Below are 24,156 nucleotides of genomic sequence, written 5' to 3' on the forward strand. Positions count from 1 at the left end.
AACTACCTCCTAATTCTTCCTCATAAGAGAAAGTTTACAACTAGTCAGAATATAAGTAAAATTCATAAATAGAATAGAAGTTATTCCAAAAGAGAATAAAAGAGGGGGTTATAGGAATGGAGCTGCGTGACATCAAGTCTTTTATAGAAGTAGCTAATCAACGTAGCTTTACGAAGGCCACAGAATACTCGTATCTCTCTCAACCTTCATTGAGCAAGGCAGTCAAAAAGTTGGAAGAAGAATTACATGTGAAACTTTTCGATCGTTCAACACGCCATCTTGAATTGACTGATGCTGGAAAAATTGTATATAGACAAGGGAAACAGGCACTTAATTTGCTAAATGAGTTACCAAATTTACTAAATGAGTTAATCGAAATCGATACCGGCGAGATTAAAATAGGAATCCCACCACTTATAGGCACCCTTTTCTTTCCGAACATTGCTCGTACTTTCCACGACCAATACCCAAATGTGAAGCTCGAACTCGTGGAACTTGGGGCTAAGTTAATCGAACAGCTTGTGGAGGAGAGTAAGATCGACGTGGGATTAATTGTTCTGCCAATTGATGAATTGGAATTCAATGTTTATCCTTTTATTAATGACGAATTTGTGCTGTATATTAATCAAGATCACCCGCTTGCTAATCGTACATCTATAGCTCTATCGGAACTAAAAGACGAACAATTTATTATTTTTACGAAAGACTTTGCTTTGCATGATTTTATTATAAATACATGTAAAGAAGCAGGATTTACCCCTACTATTTCGTATAAGAGCTCACAATGGGATTTGATTTTGGAATTGGTTGCTTCCAATCTAGGGATTACTTTATTGCCAAAATCAATTTTTGAAAAACAAAACAATCCAATAATTAAAACCATCTCATTGCAAAAACCATCTCTTCTTTGGCAACTAGCCATTGTTACGAAAAAAGACGCATATCAATCTTTTGCGTTGAGAAAGTTTCTGCAAATGTTTACGAATGACAGTAAATTCATTTGATGTTATTGGTTAAATTCACTTATAGAGGATAAGGTTTTATAAAGGCTGTCAAATTGGTTTATTTAAAGTTTCGAACTAGTCATTTTTTACATGATTCTGCTGCAAATTCACCGAAACATATTGTGAAATAAAAAAATGACTCCCTCTCCAGCAACGAAGGGGGAGTCATTGTTCATTTTTCTATTTCAAACATATGAAACTTCATTCCATATGGATCATCAATCATCACGCTCTTTTTTGCGTACTCCTTCTTAATGACGCAGCCATGTTTTAATAAGACGTCCAAAGCAGTTTCAAAATCTTCTACTGCAAATTCAAAGAATGAACTGTTTTCCGAGCTTTCTTCAACGAAGAAGTTGGTGCCACTCATGGAAAACTTCGTCCCCTTTTCCAAGGTCTGTACTTTTTTCATTCCTAAAACATGCTCATAGAATTCAAGCGCATTAGGATAATCCGTAACACCTACTGCAATATTATTTGTTAATTGGAAGGGAGAGCGATTGTTTAATTTCTGTTTGGCAACGACATCATTTGAACCGGATGGAAGTAAATCGAACAATGGCCAAGTCACACAAAAATCATCGCCTGGTCCAAGAGGTGACTGTGCAATTAGATAAATATTTCCCTCGTTATCCTTACGGAATGTGGACACGCCAGGAAGGTGTTGCTTCCCATTTTGGAAGCCCATATCCTTCGTAAAAGTACTACCTTGAGTGGAAACCATAGGAAATTGCCATTTACGACTTGCAGCAAAATCCTCTTGCACTTCTGGTGTGTCTGGTGAAGCGACAACAAAGCCTGCTTTGGCGTTTAAATGATGAAACACACCATTAAAACCATCCGCCCACATCGTGCAATACGAACAACCTTTACCCATATTATGAATAACAATTAATTCATTCTTGTTACCAAACAACTCGCCTAAGGTAGTTTGTTGATGAATGGATGTTGTAAATTCGTAGTTTTGAACAAGGCTTTCTGGCACTGACATTTTTAGCTCAGTTAGTTGTCTTTTCTTTTCAAGAATTTCATTTTGAAGCAATTCAATTTGAGATAATAAATGGGACGTTGACATATGATTTCAGCTCCTTTTCAAATACTATATTCATTCAACAACATAGCACCTTTTTCCTTCAAAACTTCATATTATCTATTCATTCTTAACCCCCTTAAATTGTATTAGAAACTAGTACTTTTTAAACTTTAACAATTTATTAGCACTAATCTTTACAAAAACACTTATTTTACACTTTATTAATCAATAATTCTTCGGAAATTTCCTTCTATAATCAATTTAAGTTGAGATTTGCTCATGGGTAAATTAGCTAAACGTGCACCAATCCGATTATCCGTTTCTAATCATGCAGATTATGCGAAAGTAAAGACATTGTTGCTGTCGCCCGACGTAATTGCGTTGTTTAACAACTTTAACCATGCGGATTAATCGACACAAAACGGTATATCGGTATCACTGACGAAGAAGTGGCCAACACACTGAAGGTCTTCCGACTATTTTAATAAAACAATTCGAGGACGTTAGCGATAGCTGGTTTTAAAAATATTTAGAAAATCCAGTTGACAGTCCATCTACTACGTGTTACGATATACCTGTAGTAAGTCACACTGGATATCAACACCACTTGATAGCGAGGTTGCAAAAATGTTTTTAAGATAAATAGTTGACACCTATGCTACTCGGTGTTACGATGTACTTGTAATAAGTAATACTGAATAGCGTGATTTCCCAAAAGCTATTCAGTAAAAATTTCCCTTAGTACTAAGTTATACTGAATATAAGTCAGACAAAGTAGAGGAGGCTCTGAACATGGAAAATTTAACTGAGATGCTGAAGGGTTCACTGGAAGGCTGCGTTCTGGAAATCATCAGCCGCCATGAAACCTATGGCTACGAGATTACCCGCCGCCTTAACGAGCTTGGGTTTACTGAAGTCGTAGATGGGACGGTCTACACCATCCTCGTGCGATTAGAAAAGAAAGAACTGGTGAACATAGAAAAGAAACCGTCAGATATGGGGCCGCCCCGCAAGTTTTACTCACTTAATGAGGCTGGCAGCCAGGAACTTGAATTGTTTTGGAAAAAATGGGATTTTGTATCATCAAAAATCAACGTCTTAAAGTCAATCTAGCTTCATAAGATATCCGTACGATATTTTTGGAGTGTCTTGTTCAGTTTTATAAAAAAGGAGGAAAAATAACATGATGGAAATGTTCAAAAAAATGATTGGTGATAAAAAAGAATACAAGATGATGATGGCACGGCTTGAAGCCCTGCCAGAGGACTACCAGTTTGTATTTAAGAAAATTCAAAACTACATGTGGAATTTCTCAGCGGGCAGCGGGATGGATATGCTGCACATGCAGTATGAATTAATCGAGTTGTTCGAAGCAGGTGCCGCGGAAGGAAGACAAGTGTTGGAAATCACTGGGGACGACGTGGCGTACTTTGCCGACGAACTAGTGGCAAACGCTAAAACCTATGTCGCCAAGTATCGTGAAGATTTGAATCAGAGTATCATGAAGCGATTGGGAAAAAATAAATTCAATAAATAATACCGACTGAATAGCTGGTAACAAACATGAATTACCACCTTCGCTATTCAGTTATATTTTCACCCAGTAATAAGTTATACAGATTATCAGTCAGACTAAATAGAGGAGTATAGGCAATCTAGCTGTCAGATATGGGGCCGCCCCGCAAGTTTTACTCTCTTAATGAGGCTGGCAGCCAGGAACTTGGATTGTTTTGGAAAAAAATGGGATTTTGTATCATCAAAAATCAATGTCTTAAAGTCAATCTAGCTTCATAAGATATTCCGTACGATATTTTTGGAGTGTCTTGTTCAGCTTTATAAAAAGGAGGAAAAATAACATGATAGAAATGTTCAAAAAAATGATTGGTGATAAAAAAGAATACAAGATGATGATGGCACGGGTTGAAGCACTGCCAGAGGACTACCGGTTTGTATTTAAGAAAATCCAAAACTACATGTGGAATTTCTCAGCGGGCAGCGGGATGGATATGCTGCACATGCAGTATGAATTAATCGAGTTGTTCGAAGCCGGTGCGGCGGAAGGCAGACAAGTGCTGGAAATCACTGGGGGCGACGTGGCGTCCTTTGCCGACGAACTAGTGACAAACGCTAAAACCTATGTTGCCAAGTATCGTGAAGATTTGAATCAGAGTATCATGAAGCGATTGGGAAAAAATAAATTCAATAGATAATACCGACTGAATAGCTGGTAACAAACATGAATTACCACCTTCGCTATTCAGTTATATTTTCACCCGGTAATAAGTCATACTGATTATCAGTCAGACTAAATAGAAGAGTATAGGCAATCTAGCTCCGCAAGGCGCTTATTATAAGGAGGAAAAAAGTATGAGCAATGCAGCGATTTCTGTAAAAGGGTTAAAAAAATCCTTTAAAGACAAGGAAGTCTTAAAGGGGGTGGATTTTGAGGTGCGGCGTGGCGAAATTTTCGCACTGCTGGGCTCAAATGGAGCGGGCAAGACGACGATAGTCAACATCCTCTCGACACTGATGAAGGCCGATGGCGGCGAAGTAGGTATTTGTGGCTTTGACGTCCAGCGTCAACCGGATCATGTTCGCCAGAGCATCAGCCTGACAGGGCAGTTCGCATCTTTAGACGGCATGCTCACCGGGCGGGAAAACTTGATGATGATCGCCAAGTTGCGGGGAGTTTCCAATCCAGCTCAAGTCGCCGACAATCTGCTTGCAAGATTCAGCCTGACCGATGCGGCCAACCGCAGGGCGGACAAATATTCCGGCGGGATGAAGCGCCGGCTGGACATCGCCATGAGCCTGATCGGGACGCCAGCAGTCATTTTTCTCGACGAACCGACGACAGGGCTTGACCCTGAAGCGCGGATTGAAGTCTGGGATACCGTCAAGGAGCTTGCCGGCGGCGGCACGACCATCTTGCTGACGACCCAGTACCTGGAGGAAGCCGAACAACTGGCGGACCGTATCGCCATCCTGCATGGCGGAAAAATCATCACGACCGGTACCCTTACCGAACTCAAGGAGATGTTCCCGCCAGCGAAAGTGGAGTACATCGAGAAGCAGCCGACATTGGAGGAAATTTTCCTCGCGATCATCGGCAAAAAGGAGGAGATGTAAATGAAAAGCAAAACAGGGGTATTACTAGGGCGTTTAATGCGCAACATCATGCGCAGCCCGGATACGATTATCACGGTGGCGATTACGCCGATTATGATGCTGCTGCTGTTTGTCTACGTATTTGGCGGCGCCATAGAGACAGGCACGGAAAACTACGTCAATTATTTATTGCCGGGAATATTGCTGATGGCTATCGCATCCGGCGTCGCTTACACTTCCGTGCGGCTGTTTACGGATGTAAAGAGCGGGCTGATGGCGCGTTTCATTACCATGCCCATCAAGCGCTCGTCGGTATTGTGGGCTCACGTGTTGACCTCGCTTGTTTCCAATGCGCTTACTATCGTGGTGGTTATCCTCGTCGCGCTCTTGATGGGCTTCCGTTCCAGCGCTGATATCCTGGATTGGCTCGCGGTAGCTGGGATACTCGGGCTGTTTACGCTGGCGCTGACATGGCTTGCGATCATTCCCGGATTGACAGCGGGGTCTATGGAAGGGGCGACAGCCTACTCGTACCCGCTGATTTTCCTGCCGTTTATCAGTTCGGCCTTTGTCCCCACCGAAACCATGCCTAAAATTGTCCGTGCGTTCGCTGAGAACCAGCCCGTGACTTCAATCGTGAATGCGATTCGTGCCCTCTTGTATGAAGGGTCTGTAGGCAACGATATCTGGATCGCGCTTGCCTGGTGTGTCGGCATCATGGTCATCTCTTACTTCTTCGCCATTAAAGTATTTAAACGCCAGTTAGGGTAAGTACACCATTATGGGATTAGCCATATCAATAGTCAGCCACTGCGATGAATGCATTTGCTATCACATGGAAGGCTGCGTTAAGTTGAAAGAGAAAATCCATTTTTAATAAAAATGGGTTTTTTTTTGTCCGTTAATTGTCCCTACTGACAAGAGGGGATTATCACCAAAGGAGGGTAAGAGGGTTGGACAACCCTGGAACCTGGCACACGGCGAGGGGGGGGCCACTTTTCAAAAGGGGCAATTGCGATCATTGAAATATGTAATGATAGACCATCTATTCACGAAAGAGACCTCAGTAAATTTTTAATATCATGGAGAAGGCCATGTTGAAAATAAAGATCAGCTCGTTTGCTTTACGATTTGTTATCCAAAAAATAATGGATGGGTCTACATTTGCAGGGAGTAAGTTTATAAAACTAGTTGGATGGAGAACACGACATTTCCAAACACCTTGTAAACAATTCAGTAAATGCACTAAAAGAGGAAGCTGACCATATAAATAGTGGTTGACCTCCTTTGTAATTTCTTGAAGTTGTAGAAGAAGGTAAACTGAACAAATAGAAAAGTACATTGACTAAAGTTCTTAATAGCTAGATCATTCTACATTAATGGCCGGTGCAATAAATTGGCCTTCAGCTTATGCTAAAAAGGAACGATTTTCATGTTTCTGTGTTGATTACATTTAGTTATAGGAAAGCATCAAAGCCCAACGAAAGGAAGAGGAAAGCAGTCATGGTGCAACCGGCTACAAGGCCTTTAACTCTGAGTTCAGGACCTGTTGACCGAATAGCGTACAGAAAATATAAAAAAGAACCGTATCATAACATGTAAGCAATGATAAAATTTTTAAGGAATTGTAAATTTTTCGATAATTTTGATGGTATAAGCCTTTACGATAAATATAGATATACTAAGAAAAGTGTGATGAAAAATGAAATGAGGAAATGGGGGGCAACCTGTTATACGGAGAACCGTATCAGAAGTAAATGAGGTTTTTTTAGAAAAATAAAAAGCCAAAAATGAACAAGTTATGAAAAGAACCTTGATTATTTTTGGCTTTTATTAGGAAGATCAGCATCCGTTACATTAATAAAGCCTTTCTAATTAAAAATGAAAGGAAAAGTAAATGTAACGAAAGCCGCCCAAAGTCCGTAGACTGGCAAATACTTAGTAACCGCATCTTGGATGGGTGAAGGTCCGGTCTTGTTTTGTAGAAAACGCATATAGGAGACCATAATCCAAATAAGATTTCCCCAGATAAGTATGTTTACACCTAAAACAGCAAGTCTGTTTGGTGTAATCCCATAAGAAGAAAGTCTGAACACAATGGCTGATAAAGCCACACTGTCAATGATAAGCGCAAGAACAATTAAGGAAAAATTTATATAATCTGAAATGTTCTTTTTCTCGTCTGAGTCGCTTTCGGTAATTGAAAATATGGTAACGGCCAATACACCAAGGAGTATTCCGTTGAAGGCTATCAGGAAATTGCGGTCCAAGAATGGATTTTTTCCTACCCATATAACTGTTATAAGATAGACCAACAATGTGACCAGGACAAGAGGACTAAAAATTTTAGCTATATATGGTGTAATATTCTTAGCAAGTTTAAGATTCATTGATACCAGGTATGCAGCCACAATAGCGAGAGCGGCAGCACCAAATAAAACGATATTACTAAAATAGAATTCTTCTATATCCAAGCCAACAAAGCTAAATAACTGCATGGTTAATGCCGCTAGCACCATTCCGCTAACTGCCATGCTGGCGTAGAGAATACAAAATTCCAAATTAAATTTAATATAGGCTAATCTTGTACTGCCTTTTGAATATTCATTTCCTGTAAATGCAAGCCCTACCAATACCCATAAGAATATGGGAAGGTGTAAATAAGCAAGGATAATACTGTCTTTATAATTTAATGGTAGCATATTAAGATAAAACCCGGAAATTAGGAACAACGCTGCAAGGGAATAAATAACACTTTTTTTCGGAGTATTATTGTAAACAAAATAGGCAGCAATAAAGGGAATTATACCAAAAGCCAGGTTAATTGGAGCAATTGCTTCCTGTTCGACAAAATGGAAAATGATTCTGGTACTTATCCCGGCCAGAATGGCTAAAATGCCCATGAATAAGAAACCTTTTTGAAGAAAGGAAGATTTTTCTGAATTTGAAGGTTCCTTGAAATGCAATCTTTCATACCAAATGCCAAGAACCTGAGAATCAGGATTTTGTTCCCATGCGTCTGAGAATGACTTTTTAAAGGCATGGGGGTCATTTCTAAACATTCTCTCTAGCTCATGGGGATTAGAAATATTTTCAATAATTAAATTTTTACTGTCCATGATTATACCTCCCTAATAATTGTCAATTTATCTTTAAAAGTCTTCATCACTTTTGTATTCTAAAACATCCCCAGGCTGACATTCTAAAGCCTTACAAATCGCATCTAGAGTTGATAATCGAATCGCTTTTGCCTTTCCATTTTTCAATATAGAAAGATTCGCCATCGTGATTCCAACCTTTTCAGAAAGTTCTGTTACGCTCATTTTCCTTTTCGCCAACATCACATCAATATTGATAATAATTGCCATTGGTTTCACCTCATATCGTTAAATCATTTTCTGATTTTATATCGATGGCATTTTTTAATAGCATTTGAAGAACAGCAGCAAAGACTGCAATCACTATTGAAGCAAAAGGAACAACCAATCCAACAAAGATGACACCTGGTGCATCGTCTTTCTCCGCAAAGAGATAAAAGAGCGGCAAGAGTAGCACATGCAAACTACTGATTGTGATGGCACAGAATTTGATATTTCTCAAAGCATTTACAGATAATTGTGAGAAAGCTTTATTTTTGTCAATATAGCGTAAAAGTTTAAACGCCTGATACAAAGCAAAGTAAAAAGGAATCGCCGATGCATCAAAAACCATAGAAACGAGGTATTTAATGAAATCAAACTCTGGAAGCAATTTTGCTGCAATATTACCTAACTCAGGTACCAAAAAGATGCATAAAGCAAGAACTGGAAAGCCCATAAGAACAACAGCTAACTTTAAAAATAGTGTTTCTGGTTTCATGAAAAGCACCTCTCTTAAGTATTGTTTATTAGATATTAACATTTTATTTATCGATAAACAATGAATTTTTATTGATTATTATAAGATTTTTGTTGTTAATAAGTTAATTTGGACAAAAATATAAAGCATTCCTCTTTACAAAGAAATGCTCTATATGGTGTATCTCATGAGCCTCAATTGAATTACTGTTAGTCCACTAATAAAAAATAACTTTATCTATAAAAAATGAGCCGCAAATGAGCCAAATAAAAATGGAAGCACCTCATTTAGATGTGTCACGGTGAACCGTATCATAAGTAAATGAGGTTCTAATTTGTTTAACAAAATTTCAGGTACCTGTGCAAGGAGTATTCATGAATGTTTAAGTTTTCATGTTTGTTCATTAAATAGATTCATTTTGTTGGCATAAGTTTCATAATAACTTTTTATTTTCTGAATGGTCATCAAACTTCTTCTTTTATACATGACGAAACAAACATATAAATATAATAAGAGGTATTTTCTACAAGTGTATTTTTAATAAGGGACTGCCTTTTTTGTATAAGCATTGGTTAACGTATTTGCAAGGTATATAATCGGTTTTGCTGGAAAGGAGGATATACTTATGAAGAATAAAAGCGAAATCATGGAGATCATTCAGCAATTGGATCATCATATTGCAGATGATTTTGAGGCACAGGACCTAGACTTTAAACAATGGAATTTTAGTGCTGTGGAGGAAAACGTCAATAAAATGATTAAATACGCTGTTTGTATGGCAAATGGCGGTGGGGGCAGCGTTGTTTTCGGCGTGGCCGACAAAATGCAGGGAATAGACAATGTTTTAATTGGGATTCCATTTGATGTAGACATAGAAGAATTACAAAAAAGGATATTTGAAAATACGGATCCACACATAACCCCTTCATTTGATGAAATATTTTATAAAGATCATTCAATCCGGCTCTTGGTCATGAACGTTTTGCCGGAAACACCGCCTTATACAACAACGAATGGTACAGCAACCATTAGGCAAGGAAAAGAGTGTCTGCCGTACATGGAGACGAAACGAATAATTTAATTCCTTTCGAAATTTCGAATATAAAAAGAAGTATCAAAGAACAACTAAATGTCCTTGATACTTCTTTTTTCAATTTTATATAAAGGGACTGTAATATCATTAATTATGGCATGGAAAGATTTTGGTTCTTCTGGAGATACCATAGGAAGCATGCCAAGTGATTGTTGCATCCCTTTTATGTTGATTTCTTTTGTTTTTGATCTAAACGATGGCTAAAGAAAGTTAGCAGACTTGCACAGACTGCAACTATCCCACCGACCCATGTTACATTCATTAAATTCCCTTGATGGTATACAATTCCGCCTAATGCAGAACCAAAAGCGATACCTACGTTGCTTGCCACTGGCATAAGTGAAGCAGCGAGACCTGTTGCTTTTGGTTGATAAATTCCGGCGAGGTCTATTAAATAAAGCTGGGTAGATGTTGTTAAGAGGATGGCCATTAACGACATCAAGCCAAGGTTAGCCAGTCCTAAAATAAAATGATTTGTAGTCCAAAATAAACTTGTCAGAACAACTGCCTGCACGAGAAAAACAAACCGAAGGCGACCGATTGCATTGTGGCTGGCAATTTTACCGGCGAGGATGTTGCTGAAAATCGAGATAAATCCGTAACCAAATAAGATTAAGCTAATTGAATGATTTGGTACTTCCATTCCCTTCAAGATTGGAACAAGGTACGTAAAGATTGTATAAGTTGCGCCAAATCCGAGAGCAGGAATGAAAAAAGCCATCAAAATTCTTGGATTGGTCATTAAAGAAAACTGATCCCGTATCGAACTGCGTATTTGGCTGAGTCTAGTAGGCAAGAAGAAAAAAGATGCCAAAAACGCCAATCCTCCTAGGAAAGTAGTTAACATGAAAGTGGCATTCCAGCCGTACGATTCGGCAATGACAACACCAATTGGCACTCCAACGACATTTGCAAGTGTGAAACCACCGAAAACGAATGATATAGCAAGTCCGCGTTTATTAATCGGCATGGTTTCACTTGCAACAATCATGGCTAGAGAAATTAATACTCCTGTTACAATCGCTGTCATAATCCGAAGTGCAAGGAGCATGATGTAGCTCGTCGAGATTACACACAAAGCATTCAAGACGATGAAAGTTCCTATCAAAAACAACATCCATTTTCGCTTTGGAAAATGACTTGTTGCTGACATCACTAGTGGTGTGGCGATGGCAAACGTAATTGCAAACGCAGAAACGAGTGTGCCTGCTTTTGCATTTGTTATATGAAGGCTTGAGGAAATATCGGTTAAGATTCCGACAATAACAAATTCGCTTGTCCCGAGAACAAATGTTAATAAAGTAAGTGTTAAGATGAGCAACCAATGTTGCTTGGATAAATTTGTGTGGTGCATAAATACCTCTTTTCTTAGATGAATGTAAATGTGTCACAAAGTAGAAAAACAACCTAAACATCATACCATAAAATATTTTTGCGAGAAAAACCCTTTCTTATCAAATAGAGGTCAATGGATTACCAGGATCGACAATGCAACGGGAGTTAGCAGATAACTATTTAAGAAAACACATTTCTGTTGATAATAATATTGATAGTAGTTGGTATTAAGAAAATTAGTATGTAAAAACCTCATTTAGTTACAATACGGAGAACCGTACCATAAGTAAATGAGTTTTTTGTAAGAAATAAGGTCTATCCCTCCGTGTGCTAAAGTTTTAACTTACTGGGGGTTATCTTGGCTTTTAAATTTGATATCGAAATTATCTGCCAAAATGACAGCCCAAGTATATTAGGCTATAATTAGAGCTGTTGTAATAACCCTTCAACTACTAGAAAGGGGTTTTTTTTTGATTAAATTACATAATGTCAGTAAAAGTTTTTCACAGTTTCAGGCCATTAAATCCTTGTCTTTAACGATCAATAAAGGAGAGATTCACGGAATTATTGGAGCTAGTGGAGCAGGTAAATCAACCTTGCTGCGGCTAATGAATTTGTTGGAGATCCCTGATGAAGGTGAAGTGGAAGTGAATGGTCAAAAGTTAACCGATTTGAGCAGCAAAGGACTTCGACAAGCACGGAAATCAATAGGGATGATTTTTCAACATTTTAATCTAGTGTTGAATAAAACGGTTTACGATAATGTAGCCGTATCGTTAGAATTGGCAAACTTTCCAAGGAAAGAACGACGGAGCCGCGTGGTGGAGTGTCTTCAATTTGTTGGGTTGGAGAGTTTCATGGAAAAATATCCTGCACAATTAAGTGGCGGACAAAAGCAGCGCGTTGCAATTGCAAGAGCATTAGCGAATTATCCGCAAGTTTTGTTATGTGATGAACCGACTTCTTCCCTTGATCCTAATACAACTGCTGAAATATTAGAGGTATTAGAAAATATAAATAAAAGACTCGGTGTTACTATTGTCATTGTAAGTCATGAGATGGAAGTAATTAAAAGTATATGTAATCGAGTAACTGTAATGGAAGCTGGAGAAATCTATGACACCGTATTAATTGAACCAAAAAAGATTCAACATATAGACGGTAGCCCAAGATACTTTGTAGAACAATTAAAAAGGGGTGGTGAGATGGACCATGCCTGATATATTAGTTCAATATGAAGCTGAAATTTGGGCGTCTATTGGAGAGACCTTTGTAATGGTGGGTGTTTCTATTTTAGCTGCAATCCTTCTAGGCCTCCCAGTTGGGACGTTACTTTACCTTTGCAAGAAGGGACAAGTACTTGAGAACCGTTTTGTTTTTTTTACTTTAAATTTATTGGTAAATATTACTCGTTCTTTTCCTTTTTTATTATTAGTAGTTTTTCTAATTCCATTTACACGATTAATCATTGGAACAGCCATTGGTACAGCGGCCGCAACTGTTCCATTATCAATAATCGCTATTGCGCATTATTCGCGATTAGTCGAGCAGTCTTTATTAGACGTACCAAGAGGTGTAATGGAAGCAGCCATTTCAATGGGTGCTTCTGTTAAGGAAGTTATTTTTAAATTTCTTTATGTTGAGGCCCGTTCTGGACTTGTTCTCGGATTAACAACATCGATTATTAGTTTTATTTCCTATTCGACAATTATGGGAGTAGTCGGAGGCGGTGGTATAGGAGACTTTGCCATTCGGTACGGATATCAACAATTTAAAACAGAATTAATGATGTACATGATTATTATTATGATCATACTGGTACAGATCATCCAATTTACTGGAACAACTGTATCAAGAATGATTGATAAAAGATAGGAGAAAAAAATGAAAAAAATACTTATTTTTATTACGATGTCACTATTGATTTTAGCTGGTTGTAGCCAGAAAAATGAGGCAAATGATAAGGGAAATGTGCAAAGTAATGAGCAGGAAGAAGTGACATTGAAAGTAGCTTCTTTAATTCCTCCAATGACGGAAATGCTGGAGCTTGTTAAACCAAAACTTGCAGAGGAAGGGATTAATCTCGAAATTGTTGTATTAAGTGATAATGTTCAGCCTAACAGCGCGCTTGCGGCAGGAGAAGTAGATGCAAACTTCTTCCAACATGTTCCGTACATGGAGCAATTCAATAGAAACAATGATGCAGAACTAGTTCCAATTGTACCAATCTATTTTGCGAATTATGGTGTATATTCTAAAGAATACAATTCGATGGACGAATTACCGGAGGGTGCTGTAATCGCTATTGCGAATGACGTTTCCAATATAGATCGTTCATTGGCATTGTTAGCTCAACATGATGTCATTACTTTACAAGAAAAAACGGGACCATATTATACGAAAGCTGATATTGTTGACAACCCAAAAAACTATAAGTTTGAAGAAGTAGATTTGTTAATGTTAGCGAGAATGTATGATGATGCAGATGCAGTATTCTTGTACCCTGCATACGCTGCACCACTTGGATTGACACCAAAAAGTGATGCTATCCTTACAGAAGGAATTGAAAATGACTTTGCGATTACTCTAGTAGCGCGCAAAGATAATGCTGAATCAGAGTCGATTCAAAAGCTAGCTGAAGCTATGACGAGTCCAGAAGTACGCAAGTTTTTAGAAGAAAATTATGATGAAACTGCCATTCCGGCATTCTAATACAGATATAAAGAAAGGGCTATTCTAGTTGTTTTTACAACAGAGAATGGCCCTCTTTCTATGCATGCACTACTAAATAAAAAGCGCAAACCCGTGTAGCTTAATGGTTTGCGCTTCTTGAATTGTGTTATGGCCTAGCACTTCTATTTAAAGAGATTAATTGTTGTAATAATAATTGGCATACCGAAAACGTCAATTAAGAAGGCTCCTACGATCGGTACGATTAGGAATGCTTTACGTGATGGGCCAAATTTTGAAACAACTGCTGACATATTTGCCATTGCGTTGGGCGTTGCACCAAGACCATGACCAAGGAAACCCGATACCATAATCGCTGCATCGTAATTTTTACCGAGTAAGCGGAAAAGAACGAACACCGCGAATAATACGATGAAGAGTACTTGAACTAAAATGATGATGAATAATGGTAAGGCTAAGTCTGCGACTTCCCATAGTTTAATGCTCATCAATGCCATTGATAAGAAAATGCCAAGGGAAATATCACCGATTAAGTTGATTTCTTTCATGTTGATTAATTCAGGTTTGAAGCGATCGACGATATTACGTACGATTACTGCAATGAACATGGCACCTACATAACCTGGTAATACAAATCCTGTCAGAGTAGAGAACCATTCCCCTGCATATGTACCAGCAGCCATACAGAATGTGATTAAGAAAACTTGCAGCATGAATGATTTTTCTGTAATCGGATGTTGTGATTTTTCAACGTATGCTTCTGTTTCTTCAGAAGATGGCTTTAAGTTAAATTTGCGAATTAAGTATTGTATCACGGGACCACCAACAAGTCCGCCAGCTACTAATCCACATGTAGCTGCAGCCATCCCAATTGTTAGGGCAGAAGGTACGCCTAAGCCTTCAATTGTTTCCCCAAAAGCGGCAGCAGCACCATGTCCTCCTTCCATCGATACGGCTCCAGCCATTACGCCGATTAATGGATGAATACCCATTACTTTTGCTAAAGAAACGCCAATCACATTTTGCATTAAGGCTAAGAAACCACAAGCTAACCAATAGATTACTAGCAGTTTGCCGCCTAATTTAACAAGTTTGAAACTTGCACCGAGTCCAATCGTTGTAAAGAATGTGATCATGAAAATGGATTGTAGTGAGGTGTCTAAAGTAATTTCGAGAATGTCGAAACCTTTTAAAATCGTTGCTAAAATAGCGAATAGCAAGCCCCCCACAACAGGTGCCGGAATACAAAATCGATTTAAAAAACCGACCCTTTTAACTAAAAATGAACCGATTAAAAATAATGTTACTGCTAGGCATAGTGTTGTAATTTGATTTAAAGCCATATACATCCCCCTTTGTTTATTCCAAACTGTTCATAATTACTTCATTGATAAAGTAAGCACCCAATTTTGCGGTTTGATTATTTACATCAAGTGAAGGGTTTACTTCACAAATGCTGAAACTTACAGTGTTTTTGTGCGAAACCATTTGGCGCAAAATGTCCCGAACCTTCAAAGCGGACAAACCGAATGGTGATGGTGCACTGACACCCGGAGCTTCAGCAGCATTTATAACATCCATACAAAGAGTAACAAGTAAAACATCATGCGCATCCATGAAGTCATTTAAATCTTTAGTGAACTGAGCTGAATCCAATTGTTCATCTAAAAAGTATTGCACATCATATTGAGCGGCTGTATCGAATAATGCAGTCGTGTTCCCATATTGTTGGATGCCACATACGAAATAATGTGCATTTGGATCCTCGTCTAAAATTTGTTTAAACATTGTACCTGACGAGGTTTGTTTATCATACGAACGCATATCAAAGTGCGCATCAATATTAAGCAAACCAATGGAAGAGTCCGGACCTGCTGCTTTACGCACCCCTAAATATTGTCCGTATAATGTTTCATGCCCGCCCCCAAGTACAATAGCCTTTCCGTTTGTTAAAATGTCAGAAACTTTATCCCCTAATTCTCGTTGTGCCTGCTCTAATTCATGACCTTCACAAATGATATCCCCCAAATCAATTAGAGAATTTATATGAACATCATTACGCCATGGCAACGTTGATAACTGCTTACGTAACGCAATAGGAGCATCTTTTGCACCAACCCGACCATTGTTACGGCGGACACCTTCATCGCAAACAAAGCCTATTAATCCAACCGATCCTGGCGTTGTTGTAGTTGCCAATTGAACAATTTGATGATAACGAAAGTAAGCGTGATCCGTATCATGATCGATGCGACCTTGCCAAACTTTTGAATCTGTTTTTTTATGCAATACGTTCACCTCCTTAAAGACTGAAAAAACATATTTTTATTATATTTATAAATATTTATAATAACAAATATCATTTTTTTATATTATAATAGTTTAAAACTATAAATGAGGTGCGAAATGGATTTACGGAAGATGTATTATTTCAATGCAACCGTAAAATATCAAAGTTTTTCAAGGGCCGCAAAAGCCTTACATATTTCACAGCCTTCATTAAGCAATGCGATAAAAACTCTGGAACTAGAAATCAATGCATCGCTAATAGAACGTACAACCAAACAATTTCAATTAACGGAATTAGGACAGCAATTTTATGAACGTTCGAAAAGTTTAATTGCTCAATTTGAAGTAATGGATACCGAGTTAAAAGAGTTAGCAAAAGGGGAGCAGTTAGAAATTCGATTAGGCATGATTGAATCAGCAAATTACTGGTTTTCACAAGTAATTATTGCATATCAAAAACGATACCCACAAAATCAAATTACTCTAATTGATACATTGTATAATCAAACTGTGCGTCAAGCTTTATTAGATTTAAATGTGCATGGAGTAATTACGAACCAGCATATTGTTGATCATGAAATAAAAAGTGAATTATTGTATACCGAACCGTATGTAGTGGTAACAAAAAAAGATCATCCATTTGCTGCGAAAGAGAAAATAACGCTAGTAGACTTTACTAAAGAAGCATTGATAATAGGTATGCCAGCATTTCAAACGAGTGCACAAATATTAAAAGCGTTTGAACAGGAAAATGTCACACCGAATATTCAATATAAAATAGAACGATTTGAAATGATAAAAGTATTGGTAGAAGAAGGGTTAGGAATTGCCATCTTACCTCAACACTATGTCAAACATCATTTATCAGAATGCTTACTAACAAGCCCAGTGCACAGTGAGTTTCTAAATCGCAATGTATACTTAAGCACCATGAAGGACCGTACATTCCCAAAAAGTATATTAGAGCTATTTGAGCTCATAAAGACAATGCATTAAATAGGTACTAGGCACAACCATAATATTCTAAGTACATCCGTTATAGTAAGGGGACCTCCTATTCGGATTTCCTTCAGACGTGAAAAATGACCTAGAATTGTTAGATTCTAGGTCATTTAGTCTACAGTCTTTGATATTTTAATAGCGCACATTAATCAAAAATTTTGTAAGGATTCATAAGCAAAAAATCATGATGAGGAACTGTCAACTATACCATACGTAATTGAGGTTTTTGTACCAACATGCCACCTCATTGGTAAAGAAGGTCGTACAGAATCCTCATTTATTTGATGGAAAGCGGATAGTAACCGTTGTACCTTCATCAATTGAACTTTGGAAATCAATTCTACCATTATATTTTTCAACGATATGATAGCAAATCATTAAACCTAAACCTGTCCCGTTACTTTTTAAAGAGTAGAAAGGAGTACCGAGAGACTCAACTTCCGCTTTTGACATACCACAACCAGTATCGATTACTTTCATTTCCACGAAATGATTCTTTCTTTTCACCTGAACAATAACGGAATCACCACTTTTGGAGGCCTCAATTGCGTTTTTGATAATATTTATCATTAATTGTTTATACTCTATTGCATTAGCGTAGATATAGCAATCTTCATCCACATTTAATTCAATCGTATTATCACGTACAAGCCCATATGATTTAAGTAAATCAGTTACACTTTGAAGAACAGCCTGAACGTTTACAATTTCTATTTTTTTCTCTTTATCTGGCTTTGCAATGCATAAAAATTGAGAAATTACTTGTTCTGCCGTATTTAATTCATCAATCATCAAAGTAAAATGATCTTTTACATCCTTACTAGATAGAGTGTCCTTTTCGCTGTAAAACTGCAAAAAACCTTTAACAGCTGTCAAAGGATTTCTAATTTCATGTGCAACTGCAGCTGCAAGTTGTCCAGTAGTCTTTAATCGTTCTGAGTGTTGTAATTGTTCATAATATAATTGCTGTTTCTTTATACGTACATGGTATAAATAATAAATACAATATATTATCACTTGACTCCCTATAAAGTTACTAACATTTCCTATTAAATCTGATTTCATATGAGCGTATCTATTTTCTTGATCCATTATCATGATATAACTATATGTAACCGTTATTAATAGTCCGTTTAAAATTAAAGAAAAATAAAATAGCTTTGAATCAAAAAATAAAATAGAAATTGCAGGAATAAAGCAGAGAAGTATAAAGGTAGACCAAGTGTCTGGATATAAAAAGAAAATAGTATAGAGATAAGCGGATCCAACGATAATAATGATAATTCTAATATGATAATTCCGATACCTAGGATAAAGCAATAAACATGCAACGAGAGCTAATGTAAGAACACTATGTAAAATGTAACCTATCTTAAGTTCACCAAAACGTGGATTATCTAATAACAAACCCATCATCATTAGTGTCGTCAGGATGATCACTAACGTATAATATACTTTGTTATTGATATGGGTATAATTTTCCTTCATATGTACTCCTTTCGTTGTTTTAAGTTTTGAGTCAATAATTTTTCAACATGCTTGAAATTACAAATGGTGTGATTTAACCATAATAACATAAATGATGAAAATTATTAGAGAGGATTTCTAATATACAGCTAGTAATACATAGAGAGGCATGGATTGTGAAGGTACTGATGCTAATGAAAAAATCATTCATTGGTCAAAATGGAAGAATTCCGTTTTCTTTATAAATAAAAGAGTATATAGATATAAAAAAGGGGCTGTCCAATAAGCCCATAAATTGATGCAGGTGTAGAAAAATAATACTGAAAAAATCAAAAGGATGGGGCTGTACCTAAAGTCATATAGTGACTGAGAGATGGTCTATTTTCCAAGGTATTGATTTCCGTTCCAGACTGACGCTTTCCGCGGGCATGGCTTCAGTCTCCTCAGGCCAACACGATGTTGGTCACGAAGGCGTTGCCACACGAGGTGGCGTTCTTAGCCTTCGTTCCTATGTTTGCTCCTGCGGGGGCCTTCAGCTCATGCGATTCCCGCTGGAGTCGCCGTCTTTCACTACAATCAAGTGCCTACAAAAAATAGTAGATTAAAAAAATATACGAAAAACAGGTGTAGAAAAAGACTCGTTCCATATAGGCGCGAAACTTTAAATGATGTTAATCATCGATTTGCAAGTATTTAAATAGGTATTTATACAATTTCTCATTTATTATTGCAGTTATATTGTGATTAACATTTCATACTGTTTTCCTGTCATATTTTCTACTCATCCACCTAAACAAACAGAGCCAAGAATTAAAAACATGTCACCGCAATTTGCAGTGACATGTTAGATGATTATTGCAGAATATTTGGTGTTGGTGCATTTTTGTTTGTGGTTGATGCATTTATTGCAGCTACATTCGATAAATTAGCGTTATTAGCGGCACCGTCCATTTTTGTTTTTGTTGCACCTGCTTTTGGCGTGTTGTTACCATTTGTGGAAGTAGCTTGCTTGCTTTCACTATTTTTAGAAGCTGAAGCTGATTTCGTTGCCTCACTATTGGTAGTAGCGTTTTTCGTACCATTTGCGGCATTCTTCGTGTTAGCGTTTCCGTTTGCCGTGGCATTCGTGTTTGTTGCTCCACTCGTTGCAGACGCTTGCTTCCCACCATTATTCGTTCCAGCAGCATTTTGTGATCCGGTCATACTCGCAACGTCGTTCATCATTTGCCCAACTTGTGGGGCTACGGTTTGAGCGATGTTACCAATTGATTGAGCAGCAGTACCACTCGTTAATTGTTGGGCTACATTCCCAATCGTCTGAGCGAGGTTGCTACCAGAAGCGTTTTGTCCAGCTCCGCCACTCATATTTTGTGTACCACTCGCACTTTGAGAACTAGCAGTACTTTGAGGTGCATTTCCTCCAGCAAATTTTTGTGCAATATTCCCTACCATCTGCATAATACTTCCACCCATTTGTCCAGCATTGCCACTAGAAGCACTTTGTCCGGACTGAGTTGCGCTATTCATCGCTGCTCCAGCACTAGCTAATGAACCTTGTGAAGCGTTTGCACTCATCATTTTTTGCTCCAACAATGAATTCATCGCTTTTCTTGGACAAAACCTTGTTGCGCCTTCCGCTGCTTTCATGGAACCTAACAGTACAAGCATTCGCCCACTTCTGCTTTTAGGGTCACGCATAAGTCGTGTCGTACCATATGCAGTCATCACTGAGCCCAACACGAAACGAGAGTATGCATCACTCGTACTGATATTTTGTTGATTATTTGTCATCTGTGTGGAACCTCCTATCTGAATTTTGGATAAAGCATGGAGAATCACTATTAATTCTATTTTACTGCGGTAACTACTATTGATTTTACCGATACTACGAAGGGAGAATGGATGACATGGAATTGCAGGTATGGAAAATAGGGGTAATCGGGGCTCGATAAAAAGTCATTGATGGAAAGGGGTCATCGCATCGGATACTTTTTTACAAACACCAATTATTAGCTTGGAAGTTATAAATCGTGTGTGTAAGGTAACATTTGGATTTCTGGTGTTCGTATAGTTTAGGCAAGAATGGAAATTCCTAAAGAATGGAAGGCGCAGAAACAGTTAATGAAAGCTTACAAGTAATTACTCCAGGCTATTATTTTCTAACCACATGTTCATCCATTTCAACTTTATAATCCCCAATTATTCGCTGCTTATGCGTACCAAATTGAAACGACTACAATTCTATCAGATTCCCAAATGGAAACGCTCGCTGGGCGGAGAGATTATTTCTTTTTGAATGTACAATAGAGTAGCCACTGATCCATCCGAATTGGGATCAGCGGCTATTTCATTTCCTCATCATTTGCTCTTGAGCCATTTTTATCATTTCTTTAACCATATTACCGCCAATCGGTCCGCCTATTTTCCCGGCCTGTTCAGATGTAAGTTTACCATTATAACCTTTATTCAATGGAATACTTAGTTCATCGGCAATTTCGTATTTTACATCATTCGGATTGTTGATATCTACGTTATAACCTTGTTCTTTCATAACTCGAGCCTTGAGTTTGTCTAATTCATCCCGAGCAGAGGGTACTAATATTTTATTTCTATTAGCCATTTTTCTTCACTCCTTCATCCATTAGTCTTTCCCGAAAATGAAACTTCACTCCTCTTAATGAGAAAATGTAACGGAAATTATTTTCGTTCGGGTTCAAATATTAATAGGGCTAGAGAAGAAAGAGGAAGTTTTCATTTATGAGATTCAACTTCAAAATTGGTTGCTGATTGGTTCAAGTATTCTTGGTAGAGTAATTTCATAGCTTCTATAATCTTCTCATCGGAGAATTGAAAATTAGATCGATTAGGTAAATTTTTTGCACCCAAAACGTACAATAATGGGTAATGATTTAAATCTCCTAATATACCAATATCAACTACAACATTATCTAAGCCACCAGACATATGATTTAAAAAATGAGTAGGTATTCCATCTATATCGCCTCTTTGTCTAACCAATCCATTTATTATCGGAGCCCATAAATCAGGACTTAATCGATATCCTTCAAAGATCAATAGCAGTAATTCGAACACTTGACTTAATTTACCACTGTTTTCTAAATTACGTGGATTTTGAGTAATATTTATATTTTGAAAGTAAGACTTAATTTTATTATTTACTTTTTCCCATCCTCCACACTTTTGCACTATACTATTTGCCACTAAACTATCATGACAGGCAATCATTACTTCTACAGCTTCTCGTAGTGATAGCGTACTCCTTTGTTGAAAGTGAGGAAATAATTCTTTGCTATCTTCATTTGGATTAAAGTTAACATCTTCTACAATGTCATTCCATTTAAATAATTTATCCTCTACACATTTAGCAATGCTAAAGCCAACCGCTACTTTTGCTGCTGAAGCAAGTGGGAATGACATTTCACGATTATACTCAGAAACTATTTTTTGCTTTTCACTGGAATAAATTAAGATCCCAATGGTTCCAGACTCTATTTCCTTTAATTTTTTAATTACGTTTTGCATTTTAAACCTCCCAATTTAATTTTTCATATTTAATGGTAAATTCTGATATTTCAAGATTACCATACGAAGAGCGGAAGACGTTGAGATTTATATTATTGATAAAGGTTTACCACTAGAAATAAAGTAATTGAATGGATCTTATTTTTGAAGGGATAAACAGGAGGAATATAGAATTAATAGAAGTTAAGAAGTTTTGGTAATTTTATGAGAGCAATCGGTATCTCAGAGCTAAAAAAATGTATAGATGATGTTACTGTAATAGCGATGGAAGGTGTTACGCACATGCTACAGTGGGATGAACCAGGTCGAACGGCATATGAAATTAAGAAATGGATATAGTGTAAAGAATAGCGAAATGTACAAGGTTCATAGTCTTTATGTAGTAGCAAAAAGTATTCAAATACCTATGAAGGAGATTGCATTATGACAAAAACTACTTTTGCATTAATTGGAACAGGGGTTGTTGGGGAGCGTATCATTAATCAAATTTTGGCTCATCCTAACTGCGAAATTGTGTCTGTATTCGATGAAAATAAAACAAGGCTTAAGGAAATTTCAACAAAATATCAACTTCCGGTTGCTGGGACGTTAGACGAGCTTTTGGAATCAAAACCAAATTGGGTGTATATCGGAACTCCCCCTGTAAGTCATGCTCCTCTGGCAGAACAAATAGCTGCATATGGCTTAAATATTCTTTCCGAAAAGCCACTAGCACATGATACGCAAGATGGTATGCTTATGGTAAGAGTAGCAACTGAAGCAAATGTTCAGACAGCGATGCATTTTCCGTTAATGTATAGTCCAGTTGTACATAGTCTTCAACATGCAATAAATACAGCTTCACTTGGCAATATTATTCGCATTGAATTACATACTTATTTCCCACATTGGCCAAGAAAATGGCAGCAAAATCCATGGATTGGTACAAGAGAACAAGGTGGATTTATAAGAGAGGTATTTCCACATTATCTGCAACTTATCTATCGACTATTCGGTCATTTTACGATTTCTTCCCACGAGACGACTTATCCAAAAGATGAAAACCTATGCGAAACAGGCGTGTCAGCCTTGGCTAAAACAGAAAGTGGGATACCAATTGTTCTAAATGGTTTGTCAGGAATTGGGCAGGAAGAGCGTCTAGAATTTAAGGTGTTTGGAACAGAAAAAGTGATGACGATTCGAAATTGGTCAGAGCTTTGGATAAGTGAAGTGGATCAGGTGGCTGTTCATGAAATTCCGGACAATAAGCCAATGAGTCTTATAGATGCATGTCATGGAGTGATAAATGGTAAGGAGTCACTGATTGTATCGTTTGAAGAAGGCGTGAAGGTGCAAGAGTGGATTGATCAGTTGTTAAAATAGGGAAGAGGTTTCACAGTGAGATTTGACTCTTCAAATCGGTCTGAGTTGTAATTTTTATTAATATTTTACTTCCATACAACGTTAGTGGATACTGACGTACTGTTAAAAAAATCTTGGTATAACAAAGAAGTTTAATGGCATCCTATTGTTGAATAGGAGGAGATTTCATTTGGCTAATTCAGAAGAGAAAGAAAAGAAATTTATGGATCCTTACGGGTATGTTACTGAAAAAAGCGGAAATCCAACAGCGTCCGAAGCGAAATTAAATGGACAAAATTTTGATCCAGCAGAACGACATCAAAGTAAGGTGAGTGCGAGTGGTACCAACAAGAAAGACAGTGCAGATGAAGGTTTTGAATATCTCGAATAAATGACGAAACTATAAAGGAACA

Annotated in this window: 26 protein-coding genes and 2 pseudogenes; 17 read left to right on the plus strand and 11 right to left on the minus strand. The window is 37.5% G+C overall.

Annotation, left to right across the window (positions count from 1 at the left end; genetic code table 11):
* Nucleotides 1-116: 116 nt before the first annotated feature.
* The gene (locus MHH81_RS05650; RefSeq protein ID WP_340918895.1) at nucleotides 117-1,004 is read left to right on the plus strand and encodes a LysR family transcriptional regulator; all 888 of its coding nucleotides are present in this window, start codon (nucleotides 117-119) and stop codon (nucleotides 1,002-1,004) included.
* A 172-nt stretch (nucleotides 1,005-1,176) separates the two neighbouring features.
* Here the strand turns inward: MHH81_RS05650 and MHH81_RS05655 are convergent, their stop codons facing one another.
* Nucleotides 1,177-2,079: a DUF899 family protein gene (locus MHH81_RS05655; RefSeq protein ID WP_340918898.1), complete on the minus strand. Its 903-nt coding sequence runs from the start codon at nucleotides 2,077-2,079 to the stop codon at nucleotides 1,177-1,179.
* 237 nt (nucleotides 2,080-2,316) lie between these two features.
* Here MHH81_RS05655 and MHH81_RS05660 point away from each other — a divergent pair, with 237 nt between their 5' ends.
* The 7 genes and pseudogenes from MHH81_RS05660 (at nucleotide 2,317) to MHH81_RS05690 (ending at nucleotide 5,916) form a co-directional block, all read left to right on the plus strand.
* Entirely contained in the window at nucleotides 2,317-2,448 is a 132-nt protein-coding gene (locus MHH81_RS05660) for a hypothetical protein (protein ID WP_340918901.1), read from the plus strand.
* Between the two features lie 381 nt (nucleotides 2,449-2,829).
* The gene (locus tag MHH81_RS05665) at nucleotides 2,830-3,150 is read left to right on the plus strand and encodes a PadR family transcriptional regulator (RefSeq protein WP_340918905.1); all 321 of its coding nucleotides are present in this window, start codon (nucleotides 2,830-2,832) and stop codon (nucleotides 3,148-3,150) included.
* Nucleotides 3,151-3,220: 70 nt separating this feature from the next.
* Nucleotides 3,221-3,574, plus strand: a complete 354-nt coding sequence (locus tag MHH81_RS05670) for a DUF1048 domain-containing protein (RefSeq protein WP_340918908.1) — start codon at nucleotides 3,221-3,223, stop codon at nucleotides 3,572-3,574.
* Between the two features lie 125 nt (nucleotides 3,575-3,699).
* A pseudogene (locus tag MHH81_RS05675) lies at nucleotides 3,700-3,823 on the plus strand (PadR family transcriptional regulator); the annotation flags it as partial.
* A 70-nt stretch (nucleotides 3,824-3,893) separates the two neighbouring features.
* Nucleotides 3,894-4,247: a DUF1048 domain-containing protein gene (locus MHH81_RS05680; RefSeq protein WP_340918911.1), complete on the plus strand. Its 354-nt coding sequence runs from the start codon at nucleotides 3,894-3,896 to the stop codon at nucleotides 4,245-4,247.
* Nucleotides 4,248-4,404: 157 nt separating this feature from the next.
* Nucleotides 4,405-5,166 (plus strand): ABC transporter ATP-binding protein, encoded by a 762-nt coding sequence (locus MHH81_RS05685; RefSeq protein ID WP_340918914.1) that lies wholly within the window; start codon nucleotides 4,405-4,407, stop codon nucleotides 5,164-5,166.
* Entirely contained in the window at nucleotides 5,167-5,916 is a 750-nt protein-coding gene (locus MHH81_RS05690) for an ABC transporter permease (RefSeq protein WP_340918917.1), read from the plus strand.
* Nucleotides 5,917-7,016: 1,100 nt separating this feature from the next.
* On the opposite strand, the gene MHH81_RS05695 is transcribed toward MHH81_RS05690, so the two are convergent.
* Genes MHH81_RS05695 through MHH81_RS05705 form a run of 3 tightly spaced genes read right to left on the minus strand, consistent with a single transcriptional unit; the run spans nucleotide 7,017 to nucleotide 9,003 of the window.
* Nucleotides 7,017-8,264, minus strand: coding sequence for a DUF4153 domain-containing protein (locus MHH81_RS05695; RefSeq protein ID WP_340918920.1), 1,248 nt, complete (start codon nucleotides 8,262-8,264; stop codon nucleotides 7,017-7,019).
* A 33-nt stretch (nucleotides 8,265-8,297) separates the two neighbouring features.
* Nucleotides 8,298-8,513, minus strand: coding sequence for a helix-turn-helix domain-containing protein (locus tag MHH81_RS05700; RefSeq protein ID WP_340918922.1), 216 nt, complete (start codon nucleotides 8,511-8,513; stop codon nucleotides 8,298-8,300).
* Between the two features lie 10 nt (nucleotides 8,514-8,523).
* Nucleotides 8,524-9,003: a DUF2975 domain-containing protein gene (locus MHH81_RS05705; protein WP_340918924.1), complete on the minus strand. Its 480-nt coding sequence runs from the start codon at nucleotides 9,001-9,003 to the stop codon at nucleotides 8,524-8,526.
* A 604-nt stretch (nucleotides 9,004-9,607) separates the two neighbouring features.
* Here MHH81_RS05705 and MHH81_RS05710 point away from each other — a divergent pair.
* Complete coding sequence (locus MHH81_RS05710; RefSeq protein ID WP_340918926.1) at nucleotides 9,608-10,063, plus strand: ATP-binding protein; 456 nt, start codon at nucleotides 9,608-9,610, stop codon at nucleotides 10,061-10,063.
* A 175-nt stretch (nucleotides 10,064-10,238) separates the two neighbouring features.
* Here MHH81_RS05710 and MHH81_RS05715 read toward each other — a convergent pair whose 3' ends face one another.
* Nucleotides 10,239-11,429 carry an MFS transporter gene (locus MHH81_RS05715; RefSeq protein WP_340918928.1) on the minus strand — a complete coding sequence of 397 codons (1,191 nt, stop codon included), beginning with the start codon at nucleotides 11,427-11,429 and terminating at the stop codon, nucleotides 10,239-10,241.
* 451 nt (nucleotides 11,430-11,880) lie between these two features.
* Here MHH81_RS05715 and MHH81_RS05720 point away from each other — a divergent pair, with 451 nt between their 5' ends.
* Genes MHH81_RS05720 through MHH81_RS05730 form a run of 3 tightly spaced genes read left to right on the plus strand, consistent with a single transcriptional unit; the run spans nucleotide 11,881 to nucleotide 14,122 of the window.
* Nucleotides 11,881-12,630: a methionine ABC transporter ATP-binding protein gene (locus tag MHH81_RS05720; RefSeq protein ID WP_340918931.1), complete on the plus strand. Its 750-nt coding sequence runs from the start codon at nucleotides 11,881-11,883 to the stop codon at nucleotides 12,628-12,630.
* A complete protein-coding gene (locus MHH81_RS05725) occupies nucleotides 12,623-13,285 on the plus strand; it encodes a methionine ABC transporter permease (protein WP_340918934.1) in 663 nt (220 codons plus the stop codon). Before MHH81_RS05720 ends, MHH81_RS05725 begins: the two co-directional genes overlap by 8 nt.
* 9 nt (nucleotides 13,286-13,294) lie before the next feature.
* Nucleotides 13,295-14,122, plus strand: a complete 828-nt coding sequence (locus MHH81_RS05730) for a MetQ/NlpA family ABC transporter substrate-binding protein (protein WP_340918936.1) — start codon at nucleotides 13,295-13,297, stop codon at nucleotides 14,120-14,122.
* A gap of 143 nt (nucleotides 14,123-14,265) precedes the next feature.
* Here the strand turns inward: MHH81_RS05730 and gltS are convergent, their stop codons facing one another.
* A complete protein-coding gene (gene gltS, locus MHH81_RS05735; RefSeq protein ID WP_340918939.1) occupies nucleotides 14,266-15,450 on the minus strand; it encodes a sodium/glutamate symporter in 1,185 nt (394 codons plus the stop codon).
* 10 nt (nucleotides 15,451-15,460) lie between these two features.
* Nucleotides 15,461-16,390, minus strand: a complete 930-nt coding sequence (gene hutG, locus MHH81_RS05740) for a formimidoylglutamase (RefSeq protein WP_340918943.1) — start codon at nucleotides 16,388-16,390, stop codon at nucleotides 15,461-15,463.
* Nucleotides 16,391-16,507: 117 nt separating this feature from the next.
* Between hutG and MHH81_RS05745 the strand changes: the two genes are divergently transcribed.
* Nucleotides 16,508-17,386, plus strand: a complete 879-nt coding sequence (locus tag MHH81_RS05745) for a LysR family transcriptional regulator (RefSeq protein ID WP_340918946.1) — start codon at nucleotides 16,508-16,510, stop codon at nucleotides 17,384-17,386.
* Nucleotides 17,387-17,665: 279 nt separating this feature from the next.
* Here the strand turns inward: MHH81_RS05745 and MHH81_RS05750 are convergent, their stop codons facing one another.
* Both MHH81_RS05750 and MHH81_RS05755 read right to left on the minus strand, forming a co-directional pair.
* Nucleotides 17,666-18,811, minus strand: coding sequence for a HAMP domain-containing sensor histidine kinase (locus tag MHH81_RS05750; protein WP_340918949.1), 1,146 nt, complete (start codon nucleotides 18,809-18,811; stop codon nucleotides 17,666-17,668).
* Between the two features lie 900 nt (nucleotides 18,812-19,711).
* Complete coding sequence (locus MHH81_RS05755) at nucleotides 19,712-20,650, minus strand: YgaP family membrane protein (RefSeq protein WP_340918952.1); 939 nt, start codon at nucleotides 20,648-20,650, stop codon at nucleotides 19,712-19,714.
* A gap of 372 nt (nucleotides 20,651-21,022) precedes the next feature.
* On the opposite strand from MHH81_RS05755, the pseudogene MHH81_RS21290 reads away from it, so the two are divergent.
* A pseudogene (locus MHH81_RS21290) lies at nucleotides 21,023-21,104 on the plus strand (amidohydrolase family protein); the annotation flags it as partial.
* Between the two features lie 102 nt (nucleotides 21,105-21,206).
* Here MHH81_RS21290 and MHH81_RS05760 read toward each other — a convergent pair.
* Together MHH81_RS05760 and MHH81_RS05765 are read right to left on the minus strand one after the other, a co-directional pair.
* Nucleotides 21,207-21,479, minus strand: a complete 273-nt coding sequence (locus MHH81_RS05760) for an alpha/beta-type small acid-soluble spore protein (RefSeq protein WP_340918954.1) — start codon at nucleotides 21,477-21,479, stop codon at nucleotides 21,207-21,209.
* Nucleotides 21,480-21,610: 131 nt separating this feature from the next.
* Nucleotides 21,611-22,402 (minus strand): serine hydrolase, encoded by a 792-nt coding sequence (locus tag MHH81_RS05765; RefSeq protein ID WP_340918957.1) that lies wholly within the window; start codon nucleotides 22,400-22,402, stop codon nucleotides 21,611-21,613.
* A 204-nt stretch (nucleotides 22,403-22,606) separates the two neighbouring features.
* On the opposite strand from MHH81_RS05765, the gene MHH81_RS05770 reads away from it, so the two are divergent.
* The 3 genes from MHH81_RS05770 to MHH81_RS05780 all read left to right on the plus strand — a co-directional run bounded on the left by MHH81_RS05770 (nucleotide 22,607) and on the right by MHH81_RS05780 (nucleotide 24,134).
* On the plus strand, nucleotides 22,607-22,741 hold the full coding sequence (locus MHH81_RS05770) for a hypothetical protein (protein WP_340918959.1): 135 nt from the start codon (nucleotides 22,607-22,609) through the stop codon (nucleotides 22,739-22,741).
* Between the two features lie 84 nt (nucleotides 22,742-22,825).
* On the plus strand, nucleotides 22,826-23,764 hold the full coding sequence (locus MHH81_RS05775; protein ID WP_340918962.1) for a Gfo/Idh/MocA family protein: 939 nt from the start codon (nucleotides 22,826-22,828) through the stop codon (nucleotides 23,762-23,764).
* 169 nt (nucleotides 23,765-23,933) lie between these two features.
* Nucleotides 23,934-24,134 carry a hypothetical protein gene (locus MHH81_RS05780; protein ID WP_340918965.1) on the plus strand — a complete coding sequence of 67 codons (201 nt, stop codon included), beginning with the start codon at nucleotides 23,934-23,936 and terminating at the stop codon, nucleotides 24,132-24,134.
* Nucleotides 24,135-24,156: the final 22 nt, after the last annotated feature.

Origin of the sequence: Psychrobacillus sp. FSL H8-0484, assembly GCF_038005325.1 — a bacterium.
Classification (GTDB): Bacteria; Bacillota; Bacilli; order Bacillales_A; family Planococcaceae; genus Psychrobacillus.